The sequence below is a fragment of the uncultured Paraglaciecola sp. genome, from assembly GCF_963977085.1.
In the GTDB taxonomy this organism is placed as follows: Bacteria; Pseudomonadota; Gammaproteobacteria; order Enterobacterales; family Alteromonadaceae; genus Paraglaciecola.
Genome location: NZ_CAXBNC010000004.1, coordinates 264,974 through 286,426, shown reverse-complemented (window position 1 = coordinate 286,426; position 21,453 = coordinate 264,974). Strand labels below are relative to the sequence as shown.

16 protein-coding genes are annotated in these 21,453 nt (G+C 40.6%); 7 read left to right on the top strand and 9 right to left on the bottom strand.

Annotated elements, in window-relative coordinates:
* Window positions 1-88 precede the first annotated feature (88 nt).
* Complete coding sequence (locus AAC000_RS07085) at window positions 89-961, top strand: NAD(P)-dependent oxidoreductase (protein WP_339721333.1); 873 nt, start codon at window positions 89-91, stop codon at window positions 959-961.
* 271 nt (window positions 962-1,232) lie between these two features.
* Here the strand turns inward: AAC000_RS07085 and AAC000_RS07080 are convergent, their stop codons facing one another.
* The 4 genes from AAC000_RS07080 to AAC000_RS07065 form a co-directional block, all read right to left on the bottom strand.
* Complete coding sequence (locus tag AAC000_RS07080) at window positions 1,233-2,567, bottom strand: MATE family efflux transporter (RefSeq protein WP_339721332.1); 1,335 nt, start codon at window positions 2,565-2,567, stop codon at window positions 1,233-1,235.
* A 60-nt stretch (window positions 2,568-2,627) separates the two neighbouring features.
* Window positions 2,628-3,392, bottom strand: a complete 765-nt coding sequence (locus AAC000_RS07075) for a 2,5-didehydro-3-deoxy-L-galactonate 5-reductase (protein WP_339721331.1) — start codon at window positions 3,390-3,392, stop codon at window positions 2,628-2,630.
* 71 nt (window positions 3,393-3,463) lie between these two features.
* A complete protein-coding gene (locus AAC000_RS07070; protein WP_339721330.1) occupies window positions 3,464-5,530 on the bottom strand; it encodes a DUF4962 domain-containing protein in 2,067 nt (688 codons plus the stop codon).
* Window positions 5,531-5,597: 67 nt separating this feature from the next.
* Window positions 5,598-7,388 (bottom strand): hypothetical protein, encoded by a 1,791-nt coding sequence (locus AAC000_RS07065; RefSeq protein WP_339721329.1) that lies wholly within the window; start codon window positions 7,386-7,388, stop codon window positions 5,598-5,600.
* A gap of 144 nt (window positions 7,389-7,532) precedes the next feature.
* On the opposite strand from AAC000_RS07065, the gene AAC000_RS07060 reads away from it, so the two are divergent.
* Window positions 7,533-8,543 carry a LacI family DNA-binding transcriptional regulator gene (locus tag AAC000_RS07060; RefSeq protein WP_339721328.1) on the top strand — a complete coding sequence of 337 codons (1,011 nt, stop codon included), beginning with the start codon at window positions 7,533-7,535 and terminating at the stop codon, window positions 8,541-8,543.
* A gap of 343 nt (window positions 8,544-8,886) precedes the next feature.
* Window positions 8,887-9,243, top strand: a complete 357-nt coding sequence (locus tag AAC000_RS07055; protein WP_339721326.1) for a type VI secretion system tube protein Hcp — start codon at window positions 8,887-8,889, stop codon at window positions 9,241-9,243.
* Window positions 9,244-9,322: 79 nt separating this feature from the next.
* On the opposite strand, the gene AAC000_RS07050 is transcribed toward AAC000_RS07055, so the two are convergent.
* The 3 genes from AAC000_RS07050 to AAC000_RS07040 all read right to left on the bottom strand — a co-directional run bounded on the left by AAC000_RS07050 (window position 9,323) and on the right by AAC000_RS07040 (window position 12,901).
* Complete coding sequence (locus tag AAC000_RS07050) at window positions 9,323-10,399, bottom strand: class I mannose-6-phosphate isomerase (protein ID WP_339721325.1); 1,077 nt, start codon at window positions 10,397-10,399, stop codon at window positions 9,323-9,325.
* A 75-nt stretch (window positions 10,400-10,474) separates the two neighbouring features.
* On the bottom strand, window positions 10,475-11,716 hold the full coding sequence (locus tag AAC000_RS07045; RefSeq protein WP_339721323.1) for an Nramp family divalent metal transporter: 1,242 nt from the start codon (window positions 11,714-11,716) through the stop codon (window positions 10,475-10,477).
* Window positions 11,717-11,890: 174 nt separating this feature from the next.
* A complete protein-coding gene (locus AAC000_RS07040; protein ID WP_339721321.1) occupies window positions 11,891-12,901 on the bottom strand; it encodes a LacI family DNA-binding transcriptional regulator in 1,011 nt (336 codons plus the stop codon).
* A gap of 122 nt (window positions 12,902-13,023) precedes the next feature.
* On the opposite strand from AAC000_RS07040, the gene manD reads away from it, so the two are divergent.
* The 4 genes from manD to AAC000_RS07020 all read left to right on the top strand — a co-directional run bounded on the left by manD (window position 13,024) and on the right by AAC000_RS07020 (window position 18,096).
* On the top strand, window positions 13,024-14,241 hold the full coding sequence (gene manD / locus AAC000_RS07035) for a D-mannonate dehydratase ManD (RefSeq protein WP_339721319.1): 1,218 nt from the start codon (window positions 13,024-13,026) through the stop codon (window positions 14,239-14,241).
* A gap of 51 nt (window positions 14,242-14,292) precedes the next feature.
* The gene (locus AAC000_RS07030) at window positions 14,293-15,432 is read left to right on the top strand and encodes a Gfo/Idh/MocA family oxidoreductase (RefSeq protein ID WP_339721317.1); all 1,140 of its coding nucleotides are present in this window, start codon (window positions 14,293-14,295) and stop codon (window positions 15,430-15,432) included.
* Window positions 15,433-15,443: 11 nt separating this feature from the next.
* Window positions 15,444-17,186: a transporter gene (locus tag AAC000_RS07025; protein WP_339721315.1), complete on the top strand. Its 1,743-nt coding sequence runs from the start codon at window positions 15,444-15,446 to the stop codon at window positions 17,184-17,186.
* Window positions 17,187-17,307: 121 nt separating this feature from the next.
* Window positions 17,308-18,096, top strand: a complete 789-nt coding sequence (locus tag AAC000_RS07020; protein ID WP_339721313.1) for a hypothetical protein — start codon at window positions 17,308-17,310, stop codon at window positions 18,094-18,096.
* Between the two features lie 99 nt (window positions 18,097-18,195).
* Here the strand turns inward: AAC000_RS07020 and mutT are convergent, their stop codons facing one another.
* Together mutT and secA are read right to left on the bottom strand one after the other, a co-directional pair.
* Window positions 18,196-18,594 carry an 8-oxo-dGTP diphosphatase MutT gene (gene mutT / locus AAC000_RS07015; RefSeq protein WP_339721311.1) on the bottom strand — a complete coding sequence of 133 codons (399 nt, stop codon included), beginning with the start codon at window positions 18,592-18,594 and terminating at the stop codon, window positions 18,196-18,198.
* Window positions 18,595-18,682: 88 nt separating this feature from the next.
* Entirely contained in the window at window positions 18,683-21,376 is a 2,694-nt protein-coding gene (gene secA, locus AAC000_RS07010; protein ID WP_339721309.1) for a preprotein translocase subunit SecA, read from the bottom strand.
* Window positions 21,377-21,453: the final 77 nt, after the last annotated feature.

Here is a 21,453-nt window from a genome sequence, read left to right as displayed (position 1 = left end):
AACAAATTGGAAATACTCCGTTGTGTCGGTGATAAACCAAAGCACATAACGAACAGCAAACTAAAATCACTATAAATAGGAATTATTTATGACAAAACCTACCATTGGCTTCATTGGCCTTGGCCTTATGGGCAGTAACATGGTTGAAAACCTTCAAAAGAAGGGCTTTGAACCCATTGTAATGGACCTTAATAAGGATGCAGTTGCGGCTGTAGTTGCTCGCGGTGCTACTGAGGCAACCTCTCCTGCCGAACTAGCAGCTGCATGTGACATTGTTATGCTTTGCTTAACAACTTCTAATGTGGTTGAAAAGTTAGTTTATGCTGACGATGGCATATTAGCCGGCATCAAAGAAGGTGCAGTATTGATTGATTTTGGTACATCAATACCAGCGTCAACGCGTAAAATTGGTGCTGACTTGGCTAACAAAGGTGCTGGTATGATCGATGCTGCCCTTGGACGCACCCCAGCTCATGCTAAAGATGGTCTTCTTAACATCATGGCTTCTGGCGACCAAACTACCTTCGATAAAGTTAAACCTATTCTTGATATGCAAGGTGAAAATGTCTTCTATCTTGGCGCGTTAGGTGCGGGACATACAACTAAACTCATCAACAACTTCATCGGCATGACCACTGTGACTGCTATGTCTCAGGCTTTTGCAGTTGCAGAACGCGCTGGTGTAGATCGCCAACAACTTTTCGATATTATGTCGACTGGCCCGTCTAATTCACCATTTATGGGTTTCTGTAAAAACTACGCGGTTGATGGTGTGAGTGACTTGGGCTTCTCTATCAATAATGCCAACAAAGATTTAGGTTATTTCCTTGAGATGGTCAAAGATTTAGGCACTACAGCTAAAATCGCCGAGGGCACCTCGGCTCACCTTCAGGCAGCTGTTGATGCAGGCATGGGGAACGGTAATGTGCCAGAAATCTACGATTATTTTCTTAAATTATAATTTTTGAATTGTTACCGTTGCGATGCTTAGACACAAGACTTGAGGTTTTTCCGGTAACAAAGATAGACATTATTTATAGATGATTGTATCGATTATTAAGCCTCTTTTTTAGGGGCTTTTTAGTTCATTTTACAAGCGAATTTAACTTTTATTGGGTAGCTTAAATCCCAATAATACAGCTACAGATCCAGATTTTAGCTGGGAACAAATTTACCAATATAATCTATTTATACCAATACGTATAAAACAAAAAATCATCCTTGTGCCACCACTATTTTGTCCCAAGACGTCTTATATAGAGTTGTTTATATCGATTGAAAGGGATAGTTTTGAGTAATTCTTCTATTGGTATCATTGCGAATGCCCAAAAAATCGATACTTCAAATTGTAGGATCAGTAGTGCACAGATGGGCAGTGCTATGACCCATTGGGTCACAAAATGAATTTTCAGTACAAGATTACTATTACCAAGTGCTCGCAGAATGTTACCAGCGACTGTGTTATAGGCTCGGATAATGGGTAAAACGATGTAAAGTGGAGCAATGATCATTAATGCTGTAAGAGTGTCTGCTTCAATATCTGGATAGACAAATTCAATACATTGACTGAGTATAAAAAAAAGACCGGCAATAATGACTGACAATGTCATGCCCACTTGGGTGCAACTACTAATAAATGATTTAAGATCCCCTGTTTCCTTTTGGCCTAGTGCCTGACTGATACTAATTGCCGAGGCTTGAGCCCACGCATTAGGAAATTGTGTGCCCGCACGCACCCATGGAAAGATCAAGGTGATGGCAACAAATGAAAATAACTCCAGTTGCGCAAACAATAACTGATAGACAGTCGCCCCAATGGAGAGAAGGAAAAAATTAGCCGCTATGGGGTATATTTCAGCGTATTGAGGCCCAATTTCTTTCCAAAACCTTCTATTTGACGGGTAAGTGAGATCCACTTTATCGTCGCTCTTCAAGGCGAGATAAAGGAATACAGCTCTTAAAAATACCGCAATCAAACTCCCCCAAGCAGCTCCTTCAACCCCAAGTCCCTGAAATTCAGCAAATCCATTGATCAACAAATAACTGAGTAATGCATTAACAGGCAGCTCAATCATAAAACCTTTTAGAGGCACTTTGGAATGACCTCGACCATTACAAAACGCGGTACAGACCTGAGTGTAAGCGGTTAACAGCACAATATATTTGGTAATGGATATGTAAGTTTCGGCTAACTGCGCTAACTCACTATCATCAGTAATAGCGGCAACCAGTTCAGAACCCCAAAAAGCCAGAATAAATAGAAAAATCAATGAAGTTGATATATTAATTACTAGCCCAGACCAATAGGCGATCGCAAGGTTGGCTTGGCTGTTGGATCCAAATGCTCTACCTACTAACAATTGAATGCCATTACCAATCGCAATTTCAAGACCCAACACAAATGCCACTATTGTGGTTGCTATCCCCATAGCAGCAACCGGCAGCTCCCCAAGGGGAGCAACCAAAAGTGTATCTATCATTAACATAGACTGAACTAACAAGGCATTAAGAGCCAATGGCCATGCCAGCGCCAAATTCTTACGAATATAGGTATTGGAAATTATCAAGAAAGACCCTTTATTTTAAAACGCCCCCTACACTGTGTTAATCATTGCAGGCAAATATAACTATCTCCCCATCCACCCACCATCGACCAATAACACAGTACCGTTTACATAACTCGCTGCTTCAGAAGCCAAAAATACAGCAGGGCCTTTAAAGTCTTCAGGATCACCCCAACGACCTTGGGGTATGCGCGCTAAAATGGCAGCAGACCGCTCAGGGTCATTTCGCAAGGCTTCGGTGTTGTCAGTATTGATATATCCGGGTGCAATAGCATTAACATTCACACCTTTACCGGCCCATTCGTTTGACAACGCCATAACCAATTGCCCAATCGCTCCTTTGCTGGCGGCATAACCAGGCACGGTTACGCCACCTTGAAAGGTTAACAAAGAGGCTGTGAAAATAATTTTACCAGCACCACGGGCAATCATATCTTTGCCAATTTCACGACTAAGAATGAATTGGGCATTTAAGTTAACATCAATAACCTTATCCCAAAGTTCATCGCCGTGCTCAGCAGCAGGTGCCCGTAATATAGTGCCAGCATTATTCACTAAAATATCAATTTTCGAAAAGTCTGCTTTGACTTCTTTGATGAAGGAATACAAGGCATTGCGGTCAGAAAAGTCACACTGGTAACCTTTAAATCGTTGGCCCAATGCACTGACTTCTTTTTCAACTTCTGAGCCTTGTAACTCCAAATTAGCGGAAACACCAATGATGTCAGCGCCAGCTTCTGCAAGCCCCACAGCAATAGCTTTACCAATTCCACGTTTGCAGCCGGTAACCAAGGCCACGTTTCCTTCTAAACTAAATTTTTCTAACATGTTAATATTTTCCTATTAATCATCTGTGATTGCAGTGCCTATTTGCAACACAGCTGACATGTTATCAGTAACTAAGCCACACCTTCATAACTGGTTGTTTTGACGACTTTACCCGCCTTGTCTTTTAGTACCGAAACCCATTTTGATTGGGATTGAATGTCGCCAAAAGATATAGTGTTTTCACTAGAAAAAAGAAACGTTTCAACGTATTTTTGGGAGGTAATTTCAACCCCAATACAATTACCTTCATTGATTGCTTGTATTGAAATATCGTTACTCTTATTTTCTGGAAGTGCGTCTTTAGGTTGCAGAACGTTAAGAAAATAGCTGTTGTTACTTTTTACTGGGTTTTCAATCAGTAATGTCTTCAAACTTATACGACGAATGTCATCTGGACGTTGCGGTGTCATTATCTCTTCCACCAGCGTTTCATCAACTTTTGTAGACCGCGCTTCTGGAAACACAGTGAACACATTAAGTGCACCCTTACCGTTGACAATTTCAAACTGGTCTTTGTTCACTTGATTGGCATACCTTTCAGAGTGCATGCGCCAGGTATAGGTATGTTCAAGATGGCTTTCCAACTCATCTAAGAATATAAAATAACCACATTCACTATTAATAATATGCCGGGCATTACGGGTCATTTGCATTTCTGGGTAATACATTTGGCTTGATTCGCCCACCACATAGGTATAACCATTTTCGTTAGAAAAAGCTTCGACTTGGGCGATTGCACTTTCTGGCACATCTCGCCATACGTTATGTATGCCTTTACAATTTAAATCGAACAATTCAGGATCGCTCAAATCCCCTTCGTCCCATATTTTCTCACCCACGCAGCCTGTACCATCAACAGTAATCAAGTTATGAATTTCTGCTTTAGAGGTTCGATTGTAGCCTTCATCTATAGCTAAAGACGCATCATTATGTATCAATATAAAATGATTAAAATCAACATGGTAGTGAGTCAAACTACGAGTTTTCCAGGCATTTTTCTTATCGAGTTCCCAACTAAGTTTCCATTGTTTATGACCACCTGGAGGACTCGATTTAAACGAAAGATGAGTGGCGTCGGTGTCCCAACTTGAGCGCATGACCACTAAGCCTAAATCAGGAAAATATTTAGTTAATGGTAGGTTTTCAGGTGACTGTGACTCTATCTCAGGATTAAACCAAATCATTTCCAAAAAGGCTTCAGGTAAAATTCCTGGGAAAATTTTACTTTGGTAGGCTTCCCTGAATAAGCACTTATTACGCACTAATTCTCCTAACCATTGCGCCTGACCATTGTTATATTCAGAGGCTATTTTGTAATAAGCAGAGATAGAATGAGAGCTTCTTCTATCATGTACATCGGCAAAGTTAATGTTTTCTTCCCAATTGGGCGCACACTGATAAATACGGTAATCAAATGAATTTTTTAAGAATCCAGCTTCAAAGTAGTTTGGCCCGCCATCTTGACGAATATAATCAGCCGCAGAAAGAAAAAAGTTAATCGCATAGCGCCAATAACCGGTTCCTTCATAGTTAGAGCCATCTTCAGGTAGATATTCAAACACTTTTTCAAAATTGTCTTTGATTTCATCTATCCAAACTTGTGCGCCTTGATGTTCAGAGCGTATAGCATAGGCAGTTGTTAACAAACCCGAGTAATTAATCCAGTTATGATTTTGCCAATAATTAGTCGACCAACAATGTCCTAGGTTTTCCTGCCCATAATCAAAGATTTTGTTTCCTTGAAGAATTAACTTATTCAGAAACTTAGTACGTTCTTCATCTGTCAGGTGATCTTTCAACCAATCATAGGATAATCCCAAACCATATAAGAGCCAGGATGCACTGAGATCCACATCTACCAGAAATCCGAATCCCCACACATCATAATCAACCGCTGTAAAAATCCAACGTTTGGCTTCTTGAAGATAATAATCCTGCTCGGTTAACAGATACGCCAAACTCAAGTTGGCCGCAGCCATGCCCATATAGGTAATACTGGTGTGGGGGTGCTCTTTTGATAACACCTCTCCCTCATACAAACGGCATTGCTCAATTAGCCGGGTCAAGTGTTCCTTTCGCATCGTATTCAGCTGTGCTTTGAACACATCAAGTTGGTCGTTTATTAGTAAATAATTCATTGTTAATTCCAGTATTCAAAAATGATAGAAATAGATATGGAGCCGGTATTCAATTCAATCGCCTCAATCATTCAGCTCGATGCGCAGCAGCTTTAGCTACAGCAAGGGGTTGCTTGCCTGCTTTGAGCATTAATAGGCTGATTGCACCTATAGTCAAAGCGAGCACTAAAATGACAATTCTGCCTTCAAGTGGATTGGGAATAATCAGCATCAAGGCCACAAATCCTGCCACCGCTACGCCAAAACGCCCAATAGCGGTGAGTTGACTCAGGTCATTGCCTTCACCAATTTCTTTTTCAAAATCGATCGGTGTTTTCATCTTGGTAAAGAACTTATCTACCATTTGACGATGTGCTGAGTTTCGCTTGGGTGCAAAAATTGTCGACACTAAAAACCCAAATGTGCCAGTACCTAAGACACCGAAAAATTGCTGTTGGAAATTCCATTCAAAGGCGTCGCTGAATGCTTGGGAAAACCCAAGATTGACCAAAGGGACCTCAAAATAGGCTAGGCTTGAAAAAACCAGGGCACAGGCAATTGAAAGCAGTGCGGCCCACCAAGGTGTTTGCCTTATAAACATGCCTAATAGCAGTGGGATTGTGATGGGCATAGATAATAGCGTCCCCACTTGCAACATGATCTCAAATATCCCCGAGCCATCTTGTTGTGCAAAATAAAGCGCCAATAACACAATCAGGCATCCCATCATCCAAGTTAAAATACGTCCATAGTTCAATAATTCTGATTCCCCCTTAGATTTCCACTGTAACTTTCGGGCAATCTTGGGATAGATGTCTTTGATTAGAATGGCCACATTAGTATTAAGACCGGTATCCATTGAGCTCATAGTCGCAGCAAGAATGGCAACCACTATCAATCCTACCAAACCAACAGGTAACAGGCTGATACTGGCAACCGCATAACTCGCCTCAGCCGGCTTTGCTATGTCGAAGGCCATTACCAATTCAGGGTATAAAAGTCGCGCAGTTATAGGAGGTAAGAACCAAATAAAACTACCCAGCAGCATTAACACAGAACAAAGCAAAGCTGCTTTGCGGGCTTCTCGTCCGTCTTTGACAGAAAAGTAACGGGGCGCTGCATTCATAGAATTGAAGACTATAAATTGTTTAGCCATCATGGCGCTGGCCCAGCCCCATGTATAAGCACCGCCAAAGAGAGTGGCAGAATTGATCATGCTGTACTCTTCGGTTAAACCTTGATCCTCAATTTTTACAAATAAATTATCGATACCACCTAGTGCATCCAAACAGAGCCAAGCGACTAATAATGTTAGTGGTACCAAGATAAGGCCTTGCAAAAAATCAGTCGCCATTACAGCCCAACGACCACCGGTGGCAGAATAAAGGAGTACCACTATGCCGCAGACTACAATCACATAATTGATATCGTATCCAAACACCGCAGCACAAAAGATACCCAAGCCGTAAAGTGCCATTGCTGAATATAAAATACGAATGGGTACTTCATAATAGGCGTAGAAATCACGAGTGGTTTCGCCGAAGCGAGCGGCAATTGCTTCAGGGAATGTGGTCACTCTCATCTGGCGCAGCCATGGCCCCATAAAGAGAAAGTTCACAAAGAAGCCAAGCACGTTACCAAAAAAAATAAACATCGCCGAAAAGCCAGACTCATAAGCAATACCCGCCGCACCAGTAAAGGTCCACGCACTAAATGCACTCATGAAAGCGCTGCTTCCCACAAGCCACCAAGTGCCTTTACAGCCTCCCTTAAAATAGTCATCCGTATTCGAAGAGAATTTCTTAAAAACAAAGCCAACAACAATAATCAAAATTAGGTAGCCAATTATGACTAGGTACTCAATATTGGAAATTTGCACTTTTTCACCTCATGTTAGAGTGCCAAGACAATCAATATAGCGCGACACTAAAACGATTTACTAAATCGATTTAGTTGATTAAGTTAGCATACTACTGCAGAATGTCAATATTCAAGTATTTATACCTTTCACAGAAATATAACCATGGCAAAAATAAAGTTAAGTGATGTGGCTGAGCTAGCCGGCGTTTCAAAAAGCACCGTGTCTCAATATTTAAATGGCCGCTTTGACTACATGTCTGCAAAGACAAAAGAACGTGTAAGACTAGCTGTGAGTGAATTAGATTACGTCCCTAATCCTATCGCTCGTAGCCTGAAAATGGATAAAACCAAAACCATAGGTGTCATTGTTAGAGACATTACAGGCTTCTATACAAGCCGTACCATTAGAGGAATTGACGACTATTGTAAAACAAGCGAATACAACCTCTTAATATATAACACTGATGTTGATACTGATATCGAAGCAAGATCCTTAGAAGCACTGTACCAATTACGGGTCGATGGAATTATTATTGCTTCATCTGGTAAAAATACAGACCTAATTGAAAAGTATAGTAATAACGGTCTGCCAATAGTGCATTTTCAACTTGAGCACGATGGTAAAGAAAAAAATATCATTGTGTCTGATTATCGAAAATCCGCTTTTGAAGGTACTGAATATCTAATTAATTTAGGACATCGGCGTATTTGTTTTGTGACGCAAGATTTTGAAAGTGTTAAATCGAGAAAAGACCGTTATCTCGGTTACATCGATGCCTTGAATAAACATCAAATTTCTATTGATGAACAATTAATTCAATATTGGGATCGTGAATCAGGCTTTGCACACTCCCCCATAAGTATTCTTGAAACGCCTAATCCACCCAGCGCTTTTTTTACACAACACCTGGCGATTACCACTGAATTATTAACCGCCTTAAATAAAGAAAATATTTCGATACCCGACGATGTTTCATTATTAGGTTTTGACGATATTCCTATGGCCGAATTTTTTAAAGTGCCTATCACAGTTATCACCCAAAACCCTTATGAAATAGGTCGAGAAGCCACCAAGTTATTACTTGATAATATTAATGACAAGGGGGCGCCGCCGCAAAAAATTATGCTTCCTTGTACCTTGATTGAAAGGTTGTCTTGTAAAAACATAAAATAAAGCCTGTGTAACTAGTTCCCAATCTATCTGATTCAGAGCCGGGCAATATTCAGTATTCGATCAACTGTTGCCCGGTTAACATTCCACACTAAGTGAGCCTGAAAGCTGGGCAGCAAGTCATTTAAAAATTGAGTAATAATCTTCCAAAAATTAGGTGTTAATACTCAATGCCAATTAGCTAATTGTGCTTATTCTTAGGTCACTAAACTGTTTGACTATCTACGGAGGCACCATGTATGAATTATTGAAATACAAGACTGCAGATAAGAGTCCTTCCTTCTACAAACCCAAATTAACGAAGGTATATGTTTCAAGCTATAGTGTTGGTGGTTCTAGTGCCTCTATGCCTGGTTCAACAAGATTTGGAGCAGGCGGAAGAGGCAAACTAACCTTAATTAGGCCAGTCAACTCGAAGACATCGCTATTTCGCAAGTTAGCAACGACTGGTGCTAGGCTCATAGAGGTTAAATTAATCGGCAAGGCAAGTACAACCCATAATCATCAATGGTGTGTGTATTCATTAACTGGTACCAAAATCACTCAGAGCGGAACCACTTCAGATCCTTTACCAGTAGAAGAAATAACGCTTAATTATGAAGAAATTAAATGGACTTATAATAACACCGCAAATAGTCGCTCTGAATCATTTAACTTAGCCTACGTCGAAATTAAGTGGGATTATCCAAGTTCGGGACGTTAAAGTGGTCATTGACACTTAGTAACACCAATGACTTTTAAGGGTACCAAAGTCTTTTTGAAGTAGGAGCTTTAGTCCTTGATCAACTGTTGCCAGGATAACATTCTAAAATAGACATCCCCGAATCCGATTGATACTCAAATTCCTCAATCCCTGCAGGACAGAAAAAGCGATCCCAAGGTTTGAGTTGTGTGACTTCATCTGCAGTATTAAATGTCCCAGACCCAGCCGTCACAATGCCATAAAAAAAGGCCTTTTCTTTACGCTCAAAACTCCCATTAACCGCTGCTCGCTTTACAGTGAAACAAGCGGTTTTGTCGGCACCTATCAATTCTTCAAGACAGTTGCCATGGGCATCATTAGTCAGGATTTTAGGTTCACATCGAAATTCTGCATCTATTTCTTCAGGGGGAATAGGATCAAAATTAAATACGTCTAAAGCGGTTTCGATATCTCTTCCCATAAATCTAGCTTGCTCGGGGATCACATATCCACAACGTTCAAATTCAAATCTTACTGCTAGGTCCGAAGGCTCCATGATTTCAAGCATCAATATACCCTCACCCAAAGCGTGTGGGCGCCCACCTGGCAGTAGAAACACATCGCCAGGTTTAACTGGTATACGATCGAAACATTTTTCTATGGATGCAATATCTTGGGTTTCTATCCATTCTTTTAATTGTTCACGACTAGGTGAGCGTTGAAACCCTGCATAAATATAGGGATCACTCACCTCTTCCCGTGTTTCTAGGATCACATAAGCTTCGGTCTTGCCTCTAGGCATACCTAGGCGCTCTTGTGCAAACTCTCGGGTTGGATGAGCTTGAAAATGTAAACGTGTAGAACTGTCTAAATATTTAACCAGTGGAATGTCGTCCAACGAACGCATAGTGTCGCCCACTTTTCCTAAAAAATATGCTTGATTTTGCTGTAATAAATCACGAAAAGGTACTGACTGCCCTGCGTCATTCTCAACCATAGCCAAACCTTCCGACACATGTTCACGACCCACATTACGAGCCTCTACTGTTGAGCCAATCCAATCTTCGGGAAAACTTGAATCTTGAGGCACCTCTTTACCTTCAATGGTATCGAGCAACTTGCCACCTTGATAGGTTCGCCAAACACGATTGGAGCTGAACTTCATTATTTGATTCATCGTTTTATTTCCATTACTTCTAGCGGTGATAATTAGTGAAATAGCCAGCCAATTGTTTGGCCTTTTACAGTATTATTAAAGGGATTGCAGAGTAGCGAGAATGCCATTAAAGCTCATGTAACTCATGACTAAAGCAAACACAAAAATCAGCGCTAATATAAAGTTTATTATTGTTGAAAATTTATGTTCTCCCATTAAGCCTTTTTTATTGCCTATATAGGCGATACAAATAACAGTCGCTGGCAACACTAAGGCGCCAAACGCCTGAGAGCCCACCATAACCGCAATAGGCTTAGCATTAAAAATAGGCACAATTAAACCCAATGAGGATATAACTAAAGCCATCACTCTGTAGCTTGGTCTTTTAAGATTAGGTTTACGTTCATGAAAATCATCCAGTAACCAAGGCAGCAATGCGACGTTTGGAAACTGTGAAGACACCCCCGCTGCAATTAAGCCAATAGTAAAAATAGCCACTGCAGCGGATCCCGCTAAAGGCTCTAGTAGATAAATCATCTGGGTCACATTAACCAAACTTATCCCTTGTACAAACAAAGATCCCGCAGCCGCTGCCATTATCGAAGTGCTGACAATAAACATCAAAAATGCTGAAAACAGTGCGTCTCTATTTTGGGTTTTTAGGTCGGCTAATGTCCATCCTGCTTCTTTTACTAGAATGGTACGCAAAATAAATAATCCAGAAAAAATTGTGGTTCCCACCATTGAAGCGATCACCAAAAATGAACTTTTATCAGGTCCAGTGTCTGGCACATTAGGTACCATTCCCTTTAAAATCTCAATTGCAGGAGGCATCAAAATGAAGAAATTGATCAAAAAACATAAGGCCATGATGGCGACAAAAAAAGCTAATACTTTTTCAAAAACTTCGGTTTTACCAATTAGAAAAATAATATAAACAAAAGCGATAAAAAATACCGCGAAATAGAGAGGCGCGATACCGCCTTCAATAAAGTTTTTCGACCACTCAAAACATACATCTGCCAAAATTCCCATCACACCTATAACACTTCCGCATATTTGTGTCGTCAAGGCCACGATAAAAAATAGGCCGACAGCCGGATGAATATTTTTCTTAAAAGATTGCAGTGCAGTTTGCCCAGTGACTAGGGTAAATTTTCCAAATAGTTGGATCAAGAAATAGGTAATAGCGCAGGAAATAAATATGGTCCATAACAACGACATACCATAATCTGCGCCTGCTTTTGCCATGGCCGTCACACTGCCTGTACCCACAGTAAACCCAAATAAAAATATTCCCGGAAGCAGGGATTTAAAAAATGTCTTAATGTTATTCATTGTAGTTGTTACCGGAAGTTAGGTTGTGCAGAAAATTACCAACTAATAAGGCCAATTAGAAAGCATTATAATTTTGTAACTAAACCGATTTAGTTATTTACATATGGTAACCTTTGCCATTATTAGCTGTCAATAATTGACTAAGCTAATATTAGGGAAAGATATACTTTGGAATTAAAAAACCTTTCTACAAGACTGTCTTTCAGTAATAGAGCAAGGGATCATTATTTTTTGAGGCTGTTTATTTTTATCATTAATATTCTCTAACAATAATTTAGTCGCTTCTTTTCCAATAACATAGGACTGTTGCTTGACTACTGTAATGGGCACTTTGAAAAACTCAGCCATGGGGATTTCGTCGAAACCAATGAATGAAACATCATCGGGTATGGATATTTTTTCTTGATTTAAATGCGTCAGAAGCTCAGTGGTGATGGCTAAATGTTGGGTAAAGAAGGCAGTAGGGGCGGCGCTCGATTCAATGATACTTTTCGGTGAATGCTCAAATCCTGTTTCTCGATGCCAATACTGAATTAAATTTTCATCCAATAATATATGATGTTTTTTGAGGGCGGATAAATAACCAAGGTAGCGTTCATTTCTGGATTTCACATTTTTAAAATCTTGAGTGACAAAACATATTTTCTTATGCCCTAATTTGATCAAGTACTCAGTAGCGTCGAATGCGGCTTGACGATAATCTGATAGAATAAGATTTTTTTCATTGCCATCATGCTCTAACTGAAAATGAACAATAGGCATGCCCTTGTTTATATATTCGGATATCAGTTTATTATTTCCCCCTGACGAAACAATAATAATGCCGTCTACACGCAGTTGATACAAAGCTTCGAGGGATTTGGCTTCAGTCTCTGCATCAAAATCTGTATTGTAAATTAGCGCGTTATAACCACAGGTTTTGCAAAAATCATCGACTCCACGAATAGTATGACTGGTATCAAAACCGGTAATGTCTCTTACAATGACACCTATGGTTTTGGTTTTCTCTGCCTTTAAGTTTCTGGCAATTGGATTGGGAACATAGTCTAGTTCTTTAATCGCCGCTCTAATACGCTCCTGTGTGTCCTTTGACATATAATCAAAACGGCCATTAATGTATTGAGATGCGGTGCTTTTCGAAACACCCGCTAACTCAGCCACATCCACTAATTTTACTTTTGCCATGGTTATACTTCTGTAAAAAATCTAAATTCCTGAATATTGACATTCTGCAAGAGTATGCTAACTTAATCAACTAAACCGGTTTAGTAAACCGGTATTGTTAAGACTCAAAGAGAGAGCATTAGGTGAAAATTACAGAAATTAAAGTGTTTGTTTGTAGCCCTGGCAGAAACTTTGTCACCGTAAAAGTGACAACAGACTCAGGTATCTATGGCTTCGGAGATGCCACCCTCAATGGACGTGAAATGGCGGTAGTCACTTACCTAGAAGAGCACGTTGCGCCATGCCTTATTGGTCGTAATGCTCACGACATTGAAGATATTTGGCAATACCTCTACAGAGGCGTTTATTGGCGCAAAGGAGCAGTTAACATGGCAGCTATTGCTGCGATTGATATGGCCTTGTGGGATATTAAAGGCAAAGCAGCAGGCATGCCTGTTTATCAATTGTTAGGCGGCAAAAGTAGGCGCGCTGTGACTTTATACGCCCATGCCAGTGGTGAAACCATTGATGACACCCTAGATCAAACTGAAAATCATATAAAACAAGGCTTTAAGGCGATTCGATTGCAGTGCGCAGTACCGGGTCTAAACGTGACATACGGTGTATTGGGCGACAAAGCCGATTATTTTGAACTTCAGGGGAGTCGACCTTTACCACCTGAAGAAGAATGGTCCACACAAAAATATTTCAACATGGTGGTAGCACTTTTTCAAAAGGCACGAGAACGCTTTGGTAACAATGTACATCTATTACACGATGTGCACAGTCGTTTAACACCTATTGAGTCTGCGAGATTGGGCAAATTATTAGAGCCCTACAACTTATTATTTTTAGAAGATGCTTCTATTGCAGAAAACCAAGACAGTTATAAAGTGATACGTCAGCATACTACTACCCCCCTCGCTATAGGTGAGACCTATAACACCATATGGGACTGCAAAGAGCTGATTCAAAACCAACTCATCGATTACATCAGAGTCGCGGCCACTCACGCTGGGGGCATAACGGCGCTGCGACGCATTGCTGATTTTGCGAGTATTTATAATGTCAAAACGGCCCCTCATGGTGCCCCCGACCTATCCCCAATTTGTTTTGCTGCGCACATGCATTTAAACCTTTGGGCCCCTAACTTTGGTATTCAAGAATTTGTTGGTTTTGGTAATGACCATTCAAAGCGTATTTTTAAGCATGCTGCTGAAGTGAAAGAGGGTATGGCTTATCTGAGTGATGCCCCAGGCCTAGGAATTGAATTTGATGAAGAAGTAGCAAAAGAATACCCCTATAAGCGTTCTTACTTGCCAGTCAGCCGTTTGGAAGATGGCACAGTATGGAATTGGTAAGCACATAATTTTTATGATTAATTTGGTTTGTGATAAATCAGGAAAAATACAATGAATAAAAAGATACGAGTATTAGTACAAGGTACCGGATTCGCCGGTCAGGGACACACAGCAGCATTCAGAGATATGGGTGCTGAGGTTGTTGGCATAGTGGGCAGAACAGCAAGTGTCGTGCAGCAAGTTGCAAAAGAGTTAGATATTCCCTATGCCGGAACTGACTGGAAACAAGCCTTGATTGATTGTAGACCAGACGTAGTGTCAATTGGCACTCCCGGTGGCGTCCATGAAGAACCCATACGCCAAGCAATAGAATTTGGTTGCCATGTGTTTAGTGACAAACCCCTAACCCAAAGTGGTGAAACGGCTAAGAAGCTGTATGAACTAGCCGTTGAAAAGAAAGTGAAAACCGCCTTTGCTTCCAGTTTTAGGTATATGCCTGAAGTGATCCACGCCAAGAGATTAGTGGCTGCAGGTGCTATTGGTGAGCCGTTAGAAGTGGAATACATATCGCACTTCAACCTAGAACGAAATATTCCTTTTGGCTGGTCCCATAGAAAAGAAGATGGTGGCGGGCGTTTAAACAACAACTTCACCCATAAGTTATCAATTGTTACCTCAATCATAGGTGAAAAGATCTTATCTATTATGGGCGAAGTACGTGATGACTTAGGTCGAGCACCTATAGTCAAGGGTATCCATAACTTTAAAACACGACGTGATTTTATTCCTGACAATATTGATGACCCGACTCTAAAATGGGGCGAATCAAATGTGGAATGGTCCTATACAGTATTAGCACAACTAGAAAGTCCAATGGCTCAAAAACCCGTATCTGTGATGTTTAAACACGGTGGATTGCATCCACGTTTTAATGAAGATCATATAGTCATCTATGGTAGTAAGAGCGCCATATATATCAAAGGGCACTATGCCAGCGGACCGCTCTATATGTACGATGAAAATAATCAGTGGGTCGAAGTTCCGCTACCTGAAGATATTGCCAAAAATATTCCAAATGTTGAAGGCGATACAGAAAGAAACTGGCGTAATCTTATTAAAGAATTAATCAGTGATATTAAAGGGGAGGAAGTAGCCCCTTATCAAACCTTTAAAGAAGGCGCTCAGTACCAACAACTTATTGATCTTATTCGTAAAAATGACAATTGGGTTGACGTTAGTCATCTGCAATAAAAGGGTTACCCATGTTTTATGAATATTTAGTCATTGCAGGTTATTTTTTACTGATTATCGGTATTGGTTTTGCCTTTAAAAATATGGCGAAAAATTCTACCAGCGACTACTTCCGTGGCGGCGGTCGAATGTTGTGGTGGATGGTGGGCTCTACGGCATTTATGGCACAGTTTTCTGCTTGGACTTTCACCGGAGCGGCAGGTAAAGCATTTACTGACGGTTTCGCCATTACCTTGGTCTTTTTTGCCAACACCTTTGCGTATTTTTGTGGTTGGCTGTATTTCTCTGCACGCTTCAGGCAAATGCGTATTGATACACCCACAGAAGGCATCAAACGACGCTTTGGTAGTCAGAACGAAACATTCTTTTCATGGGCCCTGATTGTTTTCAGCTTTATTAACGCCGGTGTATGGCTTAATGCCTTAGGTGTGTTTGCCAGTGCCGTTTTTGAAGCAGATATTACTCTCACTATCATAGTGACTGGACTCACTGTTGTATTTGTATCAGTACTATCAGGGGCGTGGGGGGTGGTTGCCTCAGACTTTGTGCAAACCCTAATTGTGGCGGTTATTTCAATAGCTTGTGCCATTGTTGCCCTTGTTATGGTTGGTGGACCTATTGAGTTAGTGAATAACTTTCCAACAGATTTTGTGTTAGGTCCCGACATGAATTATGGCGTAATTTTAGTGGCCTCTTTTGTGTTCTTTTTAGCCAAACAAATGATCACTATCATGAACATGCACGACTCCTTCCGGTTTTTGAATGCCAAAGATTCAGCCAATGCTCGAAAAGCGTCGTTACTTGCCATGGTATTAATGGGCTTTGGCAGTATTATTTGGTTTATTCCACCATGGGCAGCTGCCACATTATACCCAGATGCTGCAGCGGCTTACCCCGAACTAGGTAATAAAGCGGCCGATGCGGTGTATTTGGTATTTACTCGTAATGCCATGCCGGTGGGCACAGTAGGCTTACTATTGGCAGGTTTGTTTGCCGCCACTATGTCCTCTATGGATTCTGCGTTAAATAAAAACGCTGGGATTTTTGTCAGAAGTCTTTATCAACCTATGCTGCTTAAAAAGAATAAAAGCGTAGATGATAAACACCTGCTTAAAGTCAGCCGTATTGTTAGTTTCGTTAGTGGTATTTTAGTGATAGTGGTGGCACTGTTTTTTAAATCGTTAAAAGAATTGAGCCTGTTCGAACTAATGATGAACATGTCGGTCATGATTCAAATGCCTTTACTTATCCCCTTGATTTTTGGCTTATTCATAAGAAAAACACCGCAGTGGGCGTCTTGGGTGACTGTTGCCATTGGCCTTTTTGTATCTTGGTTTACTGCCAATATATTTACCCCTGATGTGTTTGCAGATTATATTGGATTACAACAAGAATTCACGCGCCGCGAATATATAGATATCAATTTAATAATCACCATTGCAGCACACTTAGTGATAACCGCTGGATTCTTTTGTTCAACAACATTTTTCTATAAAGAAGATGATGACCAACATAGACAGGAAACTGATCGTTTCTTTGATGATCTAGACAAAGCTGTCGTTGCTGATTTTGAGCAAGATGAATATGACAAACAACAGCGTCACAAATTAGGCTCTATGGTTATTTTTATGGGTAGTGGTGTATTCGCCATGATGTTGATCCCTAACCCTATGTGGGGGCGAATGGTATTTGTACTGTGCGCATTAGCGATATTAACAGTTGGTTTTTTGCTTAAAAGAAGCGCCAAACCTTAGCGTCATTTGGCTAATGTAGTTTTAAAAACTTTGGGACAGTGACGTGCTGTCCCTTTTGTTATGGATAAATAAAATGTTTAGCAAAATAATTAGACACCTCCTTGTTTGGAGTTTTGTTAGCTTGAGCGTAGCTTGCAACATATTATCTGAACCTGACCAAGTCATCTTAAGCCATGGTATTGATGCGTCAGCAGGTGGAGTCTCGGCTTATGTCATTAAAATTTCCAATGCCACATTTTATCTTGAGAAAGAGGGCGGTGGCCTGTCCAGCATGCTCGACTCAGAGGGAGTCGATTGGATTGGCTTTAATGATACTAAAGGATCGGGTTGGAAAGGTGAATATAGAGGTTTCCCTAATGCGATACATAAACAGGACGGCAATTATTTCCACGCAATGAATTCAGGCACTGACAATTCTAGCGCCTATGTTTCAATTGAAACTGGCCAGCATGTGCAAATAATGTTTACTTCAGGCAATGGAAAATGGCAAGGACAGTGGGACTTCTACCCTGATAGATGCGATTTCACTATGACAAAAATCAGTCAAGACTACCATTATTGGGTGCAATATGAAGGTGTCCCTGGGGGCGAAATGGATGACGGTGATTTTTGGTATGCGTCAGTTGATGACAAGGCTCATCCCATTAAAGAAAGCTTTATCGGTGACTTACCTGCCCCTGAATGGTTTGCATTTGGTGATAACAAAACCTCTCGAATGATTTATTTACTCCACCATCAAGATGATAACTATCCTGACAACTACGTGAGTAGACCCTATATGACAGTATTAGGCTTTGGCCGTAGTGACAAAAATAAATACCTAAACACCACCGAAACATTTTCAATTGGTTTTGTGGAATCCTCTGACTATCAAGAAGTAGAACAGGCAATCAAAAAAATCATTGAATAGTTTGTCATTAATTGGGTTTTGCAGAAGTAGATTATCTGCTCTTTTCGTAGAAAATAGCCATAAACCTAAAGTGAGCCCTACTGGCTCGTTTTAGGTTTATTAATCACTAGTCGCTAATTTAGTAAGCTTATCGATAATCACTTTATTTGCATCTGGAAAAGTAAACTGAGTTAACTCATTAATCTCTACCCATTGGCTTAGTTGTCCTTCTTGGTGACTAGCCTCACCTTCAAAACCCTCCACTAGTCGCACATCTAAACGTACTTTTTTGTCACCATAATCGTGCTCGATCAGCATAAATGGGCTTTGCTGAGTAACCTGTATACCTATTTCTTCAGATAATTCTCTAACCAGCGCTTGCTCGATGGTTTCGTTCACTTCACGTTTACCACCAGGGAACTCCCATTTGCCACCTTGATGTAAAGCATCTGAGCGCTTGCTTATATAAATCTTATTTCCTGTTTTAATCACACCTACAGCGACTTCGACTATTTTCATTCGGGGTTCTCTTATCAACTAACCACAACCATTTTAAACAAAAAAGTCGGACATGAGCCCGACTTTTAATGGAAATTATTAGGTTAAATTAACTTAATTTGCCATGACACTGCTTATACTTTTTGCCTGAACCACAAGGGCATGGATCATTTCGGCCAACTTTTGGTCCCTGACGAATCCCCGTCTTAGTGGGCTCAGGTTCGCTGGCTGATTCGTGTTCAAATTTCTTTGGTGTTTCATCCGCTTGACGTCTTTGCTCTTCTACCGCTTCAACGTCTTCTTGAGCTTTAACCTGCACTTTACTTAAAATAGTCACCACTTCCACTTTGAGGGCTTCTAACATTTCAGAAAACAACTCAAAAGACTCACGTTTGTATTCTTGCTTAGGATTTTTCTGTGCATAACCACGTAAATGAATACCTTGGCGCAAATGATCCATAGCAGCTAAATGTTCTTTCCAATGGCTGTCTAGATTTTGAAGCATCACCGCTTTTTCAAATTGCCTAATGACCTCTGGACCAACAATCTCTTCTTTGGCTTTATATGCTGCGTTTACCTCAGCTAAAACACGTTCACGGAGTTTTTCTTCATATAGTTTATCGTCTTCATCTAGCCACTTTTGTACTGGCATTTCAGTTAAAAACTCAGCTTTGAAACGCTCTTCTAAGCCAGCTATATCCCACATTTCCTCTAAGGATTGTGGAGGAATATATTGATCTAGAATACCGTTGACTACATCTTCGCGAATGACTTCAATGGTTTCGCTGATTTCGCCTTCGTCTAATAATTCATTACGTTGCTCATAAATCACTTTACGTTGATCGTTGGCTACATCGTCATATTCAAGCAATTGTTTACGCATGTCGAAGTTACGGCCTTCAACTTTACGCTGGGCGTTTTCGATAGCGCGGGTTACCCAAGGGTGCTCGATTGCTTCACCACGTTCCATTCCCAATCGTTTCATCATATTGCCCATCTTTTCAGACGCAAAGATACGCATCAAGGCATCATCAAGTGACAAGTAAAAACGTGAAGAACCGGCATCCCCCTGACGTCCTGAACGGCCACGCAGCTGGTTATCGATACGGCGTGATTCATGGCGCTCTGTGCCTATAATGTGTAAACCACCTGAGGCCAAAACCGCATCATGGGCAATTTTCCACTCTTCCTTTATTTTTTCTACTTTACTTGGCTTGGGATCATGAATTTTTTCAATCTCAGCCTGCCAATTACCACCTAAAACGATATCGGTACCACGACCCGCCATATTAGTGGCGATTGTAATAGCGCCAGGTTTACCTGCTTGTGAAACAATATCTGCTTCTTGTTCATGAAACTTAGCGTTAAGTACTTTATGTGGGATTTTTGCTTTTTTCAAAATACCCGAAATCAATTCTGAGTTTTCTATTGATACTGTACCCACTAAGGCTGGTTGACCGCGTTTCACACAATCTTTGATGTCTTCGACTATGGCTTCGTATTTTTCCTCAGCAGTAAGGAAAATCAAATCCGCTTTGTCTTTACGTACCATTGGCTTGTTAGTTGGGATAACTACCGTATCTAAACCATATATACTTTGAAATTCAAAGGCTTCGGTATCGGCTGTACCCGTCATACCTGATAGCTTTTCGTATAAACGGAAATAATTCTGGAAAGTGATAGAGGCTAACGTTTGGTTTTCATTTTGAATGCGTACGCCTTCTTTGGCTTCTACTGCTTGGTGCAAACCTTCAGACCAACGACGCCCTTCCATAGTACGCCCAGTATGCTCGTCAACAATCACAATTTCGTTATCTTTAACGATGTAATCTACATCTCTGGAAAACAGTTTGTGTGCCCGCAATGCGGCATTAACGTGATGTAACAATGAAATATTCGCTGCAGCAAACAATGACTCTTCTGCGGCTAAAATACCTTCACGTTGTAAAATTTGCTCTACAAAAATTTGACCATTTTCAGTCAAATGTATTTGTTTGCCTTTCTCATCAATAGTGTAGTGTCCGTCACCTGTGACACCTTCTTCATCTTCTTTTTCTTGCTTAGTAAGCTCAGGGATAATGACATTTATTTTGCGATACAACTCAGAACTATCTTCGGCCTGCCCAGAAATAATAAGAGGCGTACGGGCTTCATCGATAAGAATCGAGTCAACTTCATCAATCACGGCAAAATGCAGTGCTTTTTGAACACGATCACCAGGGCTAAATGCCATGTTGTCCCGTAAATAGTCGAAACCAAATTCGTTGTTGGTTCCGTAAGTAATATCAGCCGCATAAGCTGCTTTCTTTTGCTGATGGTTCATACCAGGAATATTACAGCCTACTGTTAAACCTAAAAATTCAAACAGTGGTCGACTCCAATCAGCATCTCGACTCGCTAGATAGTCATTAACGGTAATAACATGCACGCCCTTACCTGATATTGCATTAAGATAGGTAGGTAAGGTAGAAGTTAATGTTTTACCTTCACCCGTACGCATTTCGGCTATTTCACCTTGGTGTAATACTTGGCCACCCAGCATTTGCACATCAAAATGACGCATACCATACACACGTTTACTCGCTTCACGGACTACCGCAAAGGCTTCAACCATAATGTCGTCTGTGGTTTCGTCTTTTTCTAAACGTTGTTTGAATTCGCTAGTTTTGTCTTTAAGCTGTTCGTCAGTTAAGGCTTCGAATTCTGTTTCTAGTTGATTAATAAGGTCAACAGACTTGCTTAACTTTTTTATTGTCCGGTCGTTTCGACTGCCGAATATTTTGGTGAAGATACTAGAAAACATCTATTTACAGCTTCCAATCTAAAAGATTTATAAATTAAATTGAGCACCAGTTGCGAACAACTTATGCACAAACCCTA

What these genes read in the sequence shown, in the direction of transcription:
- secA (WP_339721309.1), bottom strand. Translation starts at nt 21,376, where the DNA reads ATGTTTTCTAGTATCTTCACCAAAATATTCGGCAGTCGAAACGACCGG.
- AAC000_RS07085 (WP_339721333.1), top strand. Translation starts at nt 89, where the DNA reads ATGACAAAACCTACCATTGGCTTCATTGGCCTTGGCCTTATGGGCAGT.
- AAC000_RS07055 (WP_339721326.1), top strand. Translation starts at nt 8,887, where the DNA reads ATGCCTGGTTCAACAAGATTTGGAGCAGGCGGAAGAGGCAAACTAACC.
- AAC000_RS07045 (WP_339721323.1), bottom strand. Translation starts at nt 11,716, where the DNA reads ATGAATAACATTAAGACATTTTTTAAATCCCTGCTTCCGGGAATATTT.
- AAC000_RS07070 (WP_339721330.1), bottom strand. Translation starts at nt 5,530, where the DNA reads ATGAATTATTTACTAATAAACGACCAACTTGATGTGTTCAAAGCACAG.
- AAC000_RS07030 (WP_339721317.1), top strand. Translation starts at nt 14,293, where the DNA reads ATGAATAAAAAGATACGAGTATTAGTACAAGGTACCGGATTCGCCGGT.
- AAC000_RS07025 (WP_339721315.1), top strand. Translation starts at nt 15,444, where the DNA reads ATGTTTTATGAATATTTAGTCATTGCAGGTTATTTTTTACTGATTATC.
- mutT (WP_339721311.1), bottom strand. Translation starts at nt 18,594, where the DNA reads ATGAAAATAGTCGAAGTCGCTGTAGGTGTGATTAAAACAGGAAATAAG.
- AAC000_RS07050 (WP_339721325.1), bottom strand. Translation starts at nt 10,399, where the DNA reads ATGAATCAAATAATGAAGTTCAGCTCCAATCGTGTTTGGCGAACCTAT.
- AAC000_RS07075 (WP_339721331.1), bottom strand. Translation starts at nt 3,392, where the DNA reads ATGTTAGAAAAATTTAGTTTAGAAGGAAACGTGGCCTTGGTTACCGGC.
- AAC000_RS07040 (WP_339721321.1), bottom strand. Translation starts at nt 12,901, where the DNA reads ATGGCAAAAGTAAAATTAGTGGATGTGGCTGAGTTAGCGGGTGTTTCG.
- AAC000_RS07060 (WP_339721328.1), top strand. Translation starts at nt 7,533, where the DNA reads ATGGCAAAAATAAAGTTAAGTGATGTGGCTGAGCTAGCCGGCGTTTCA.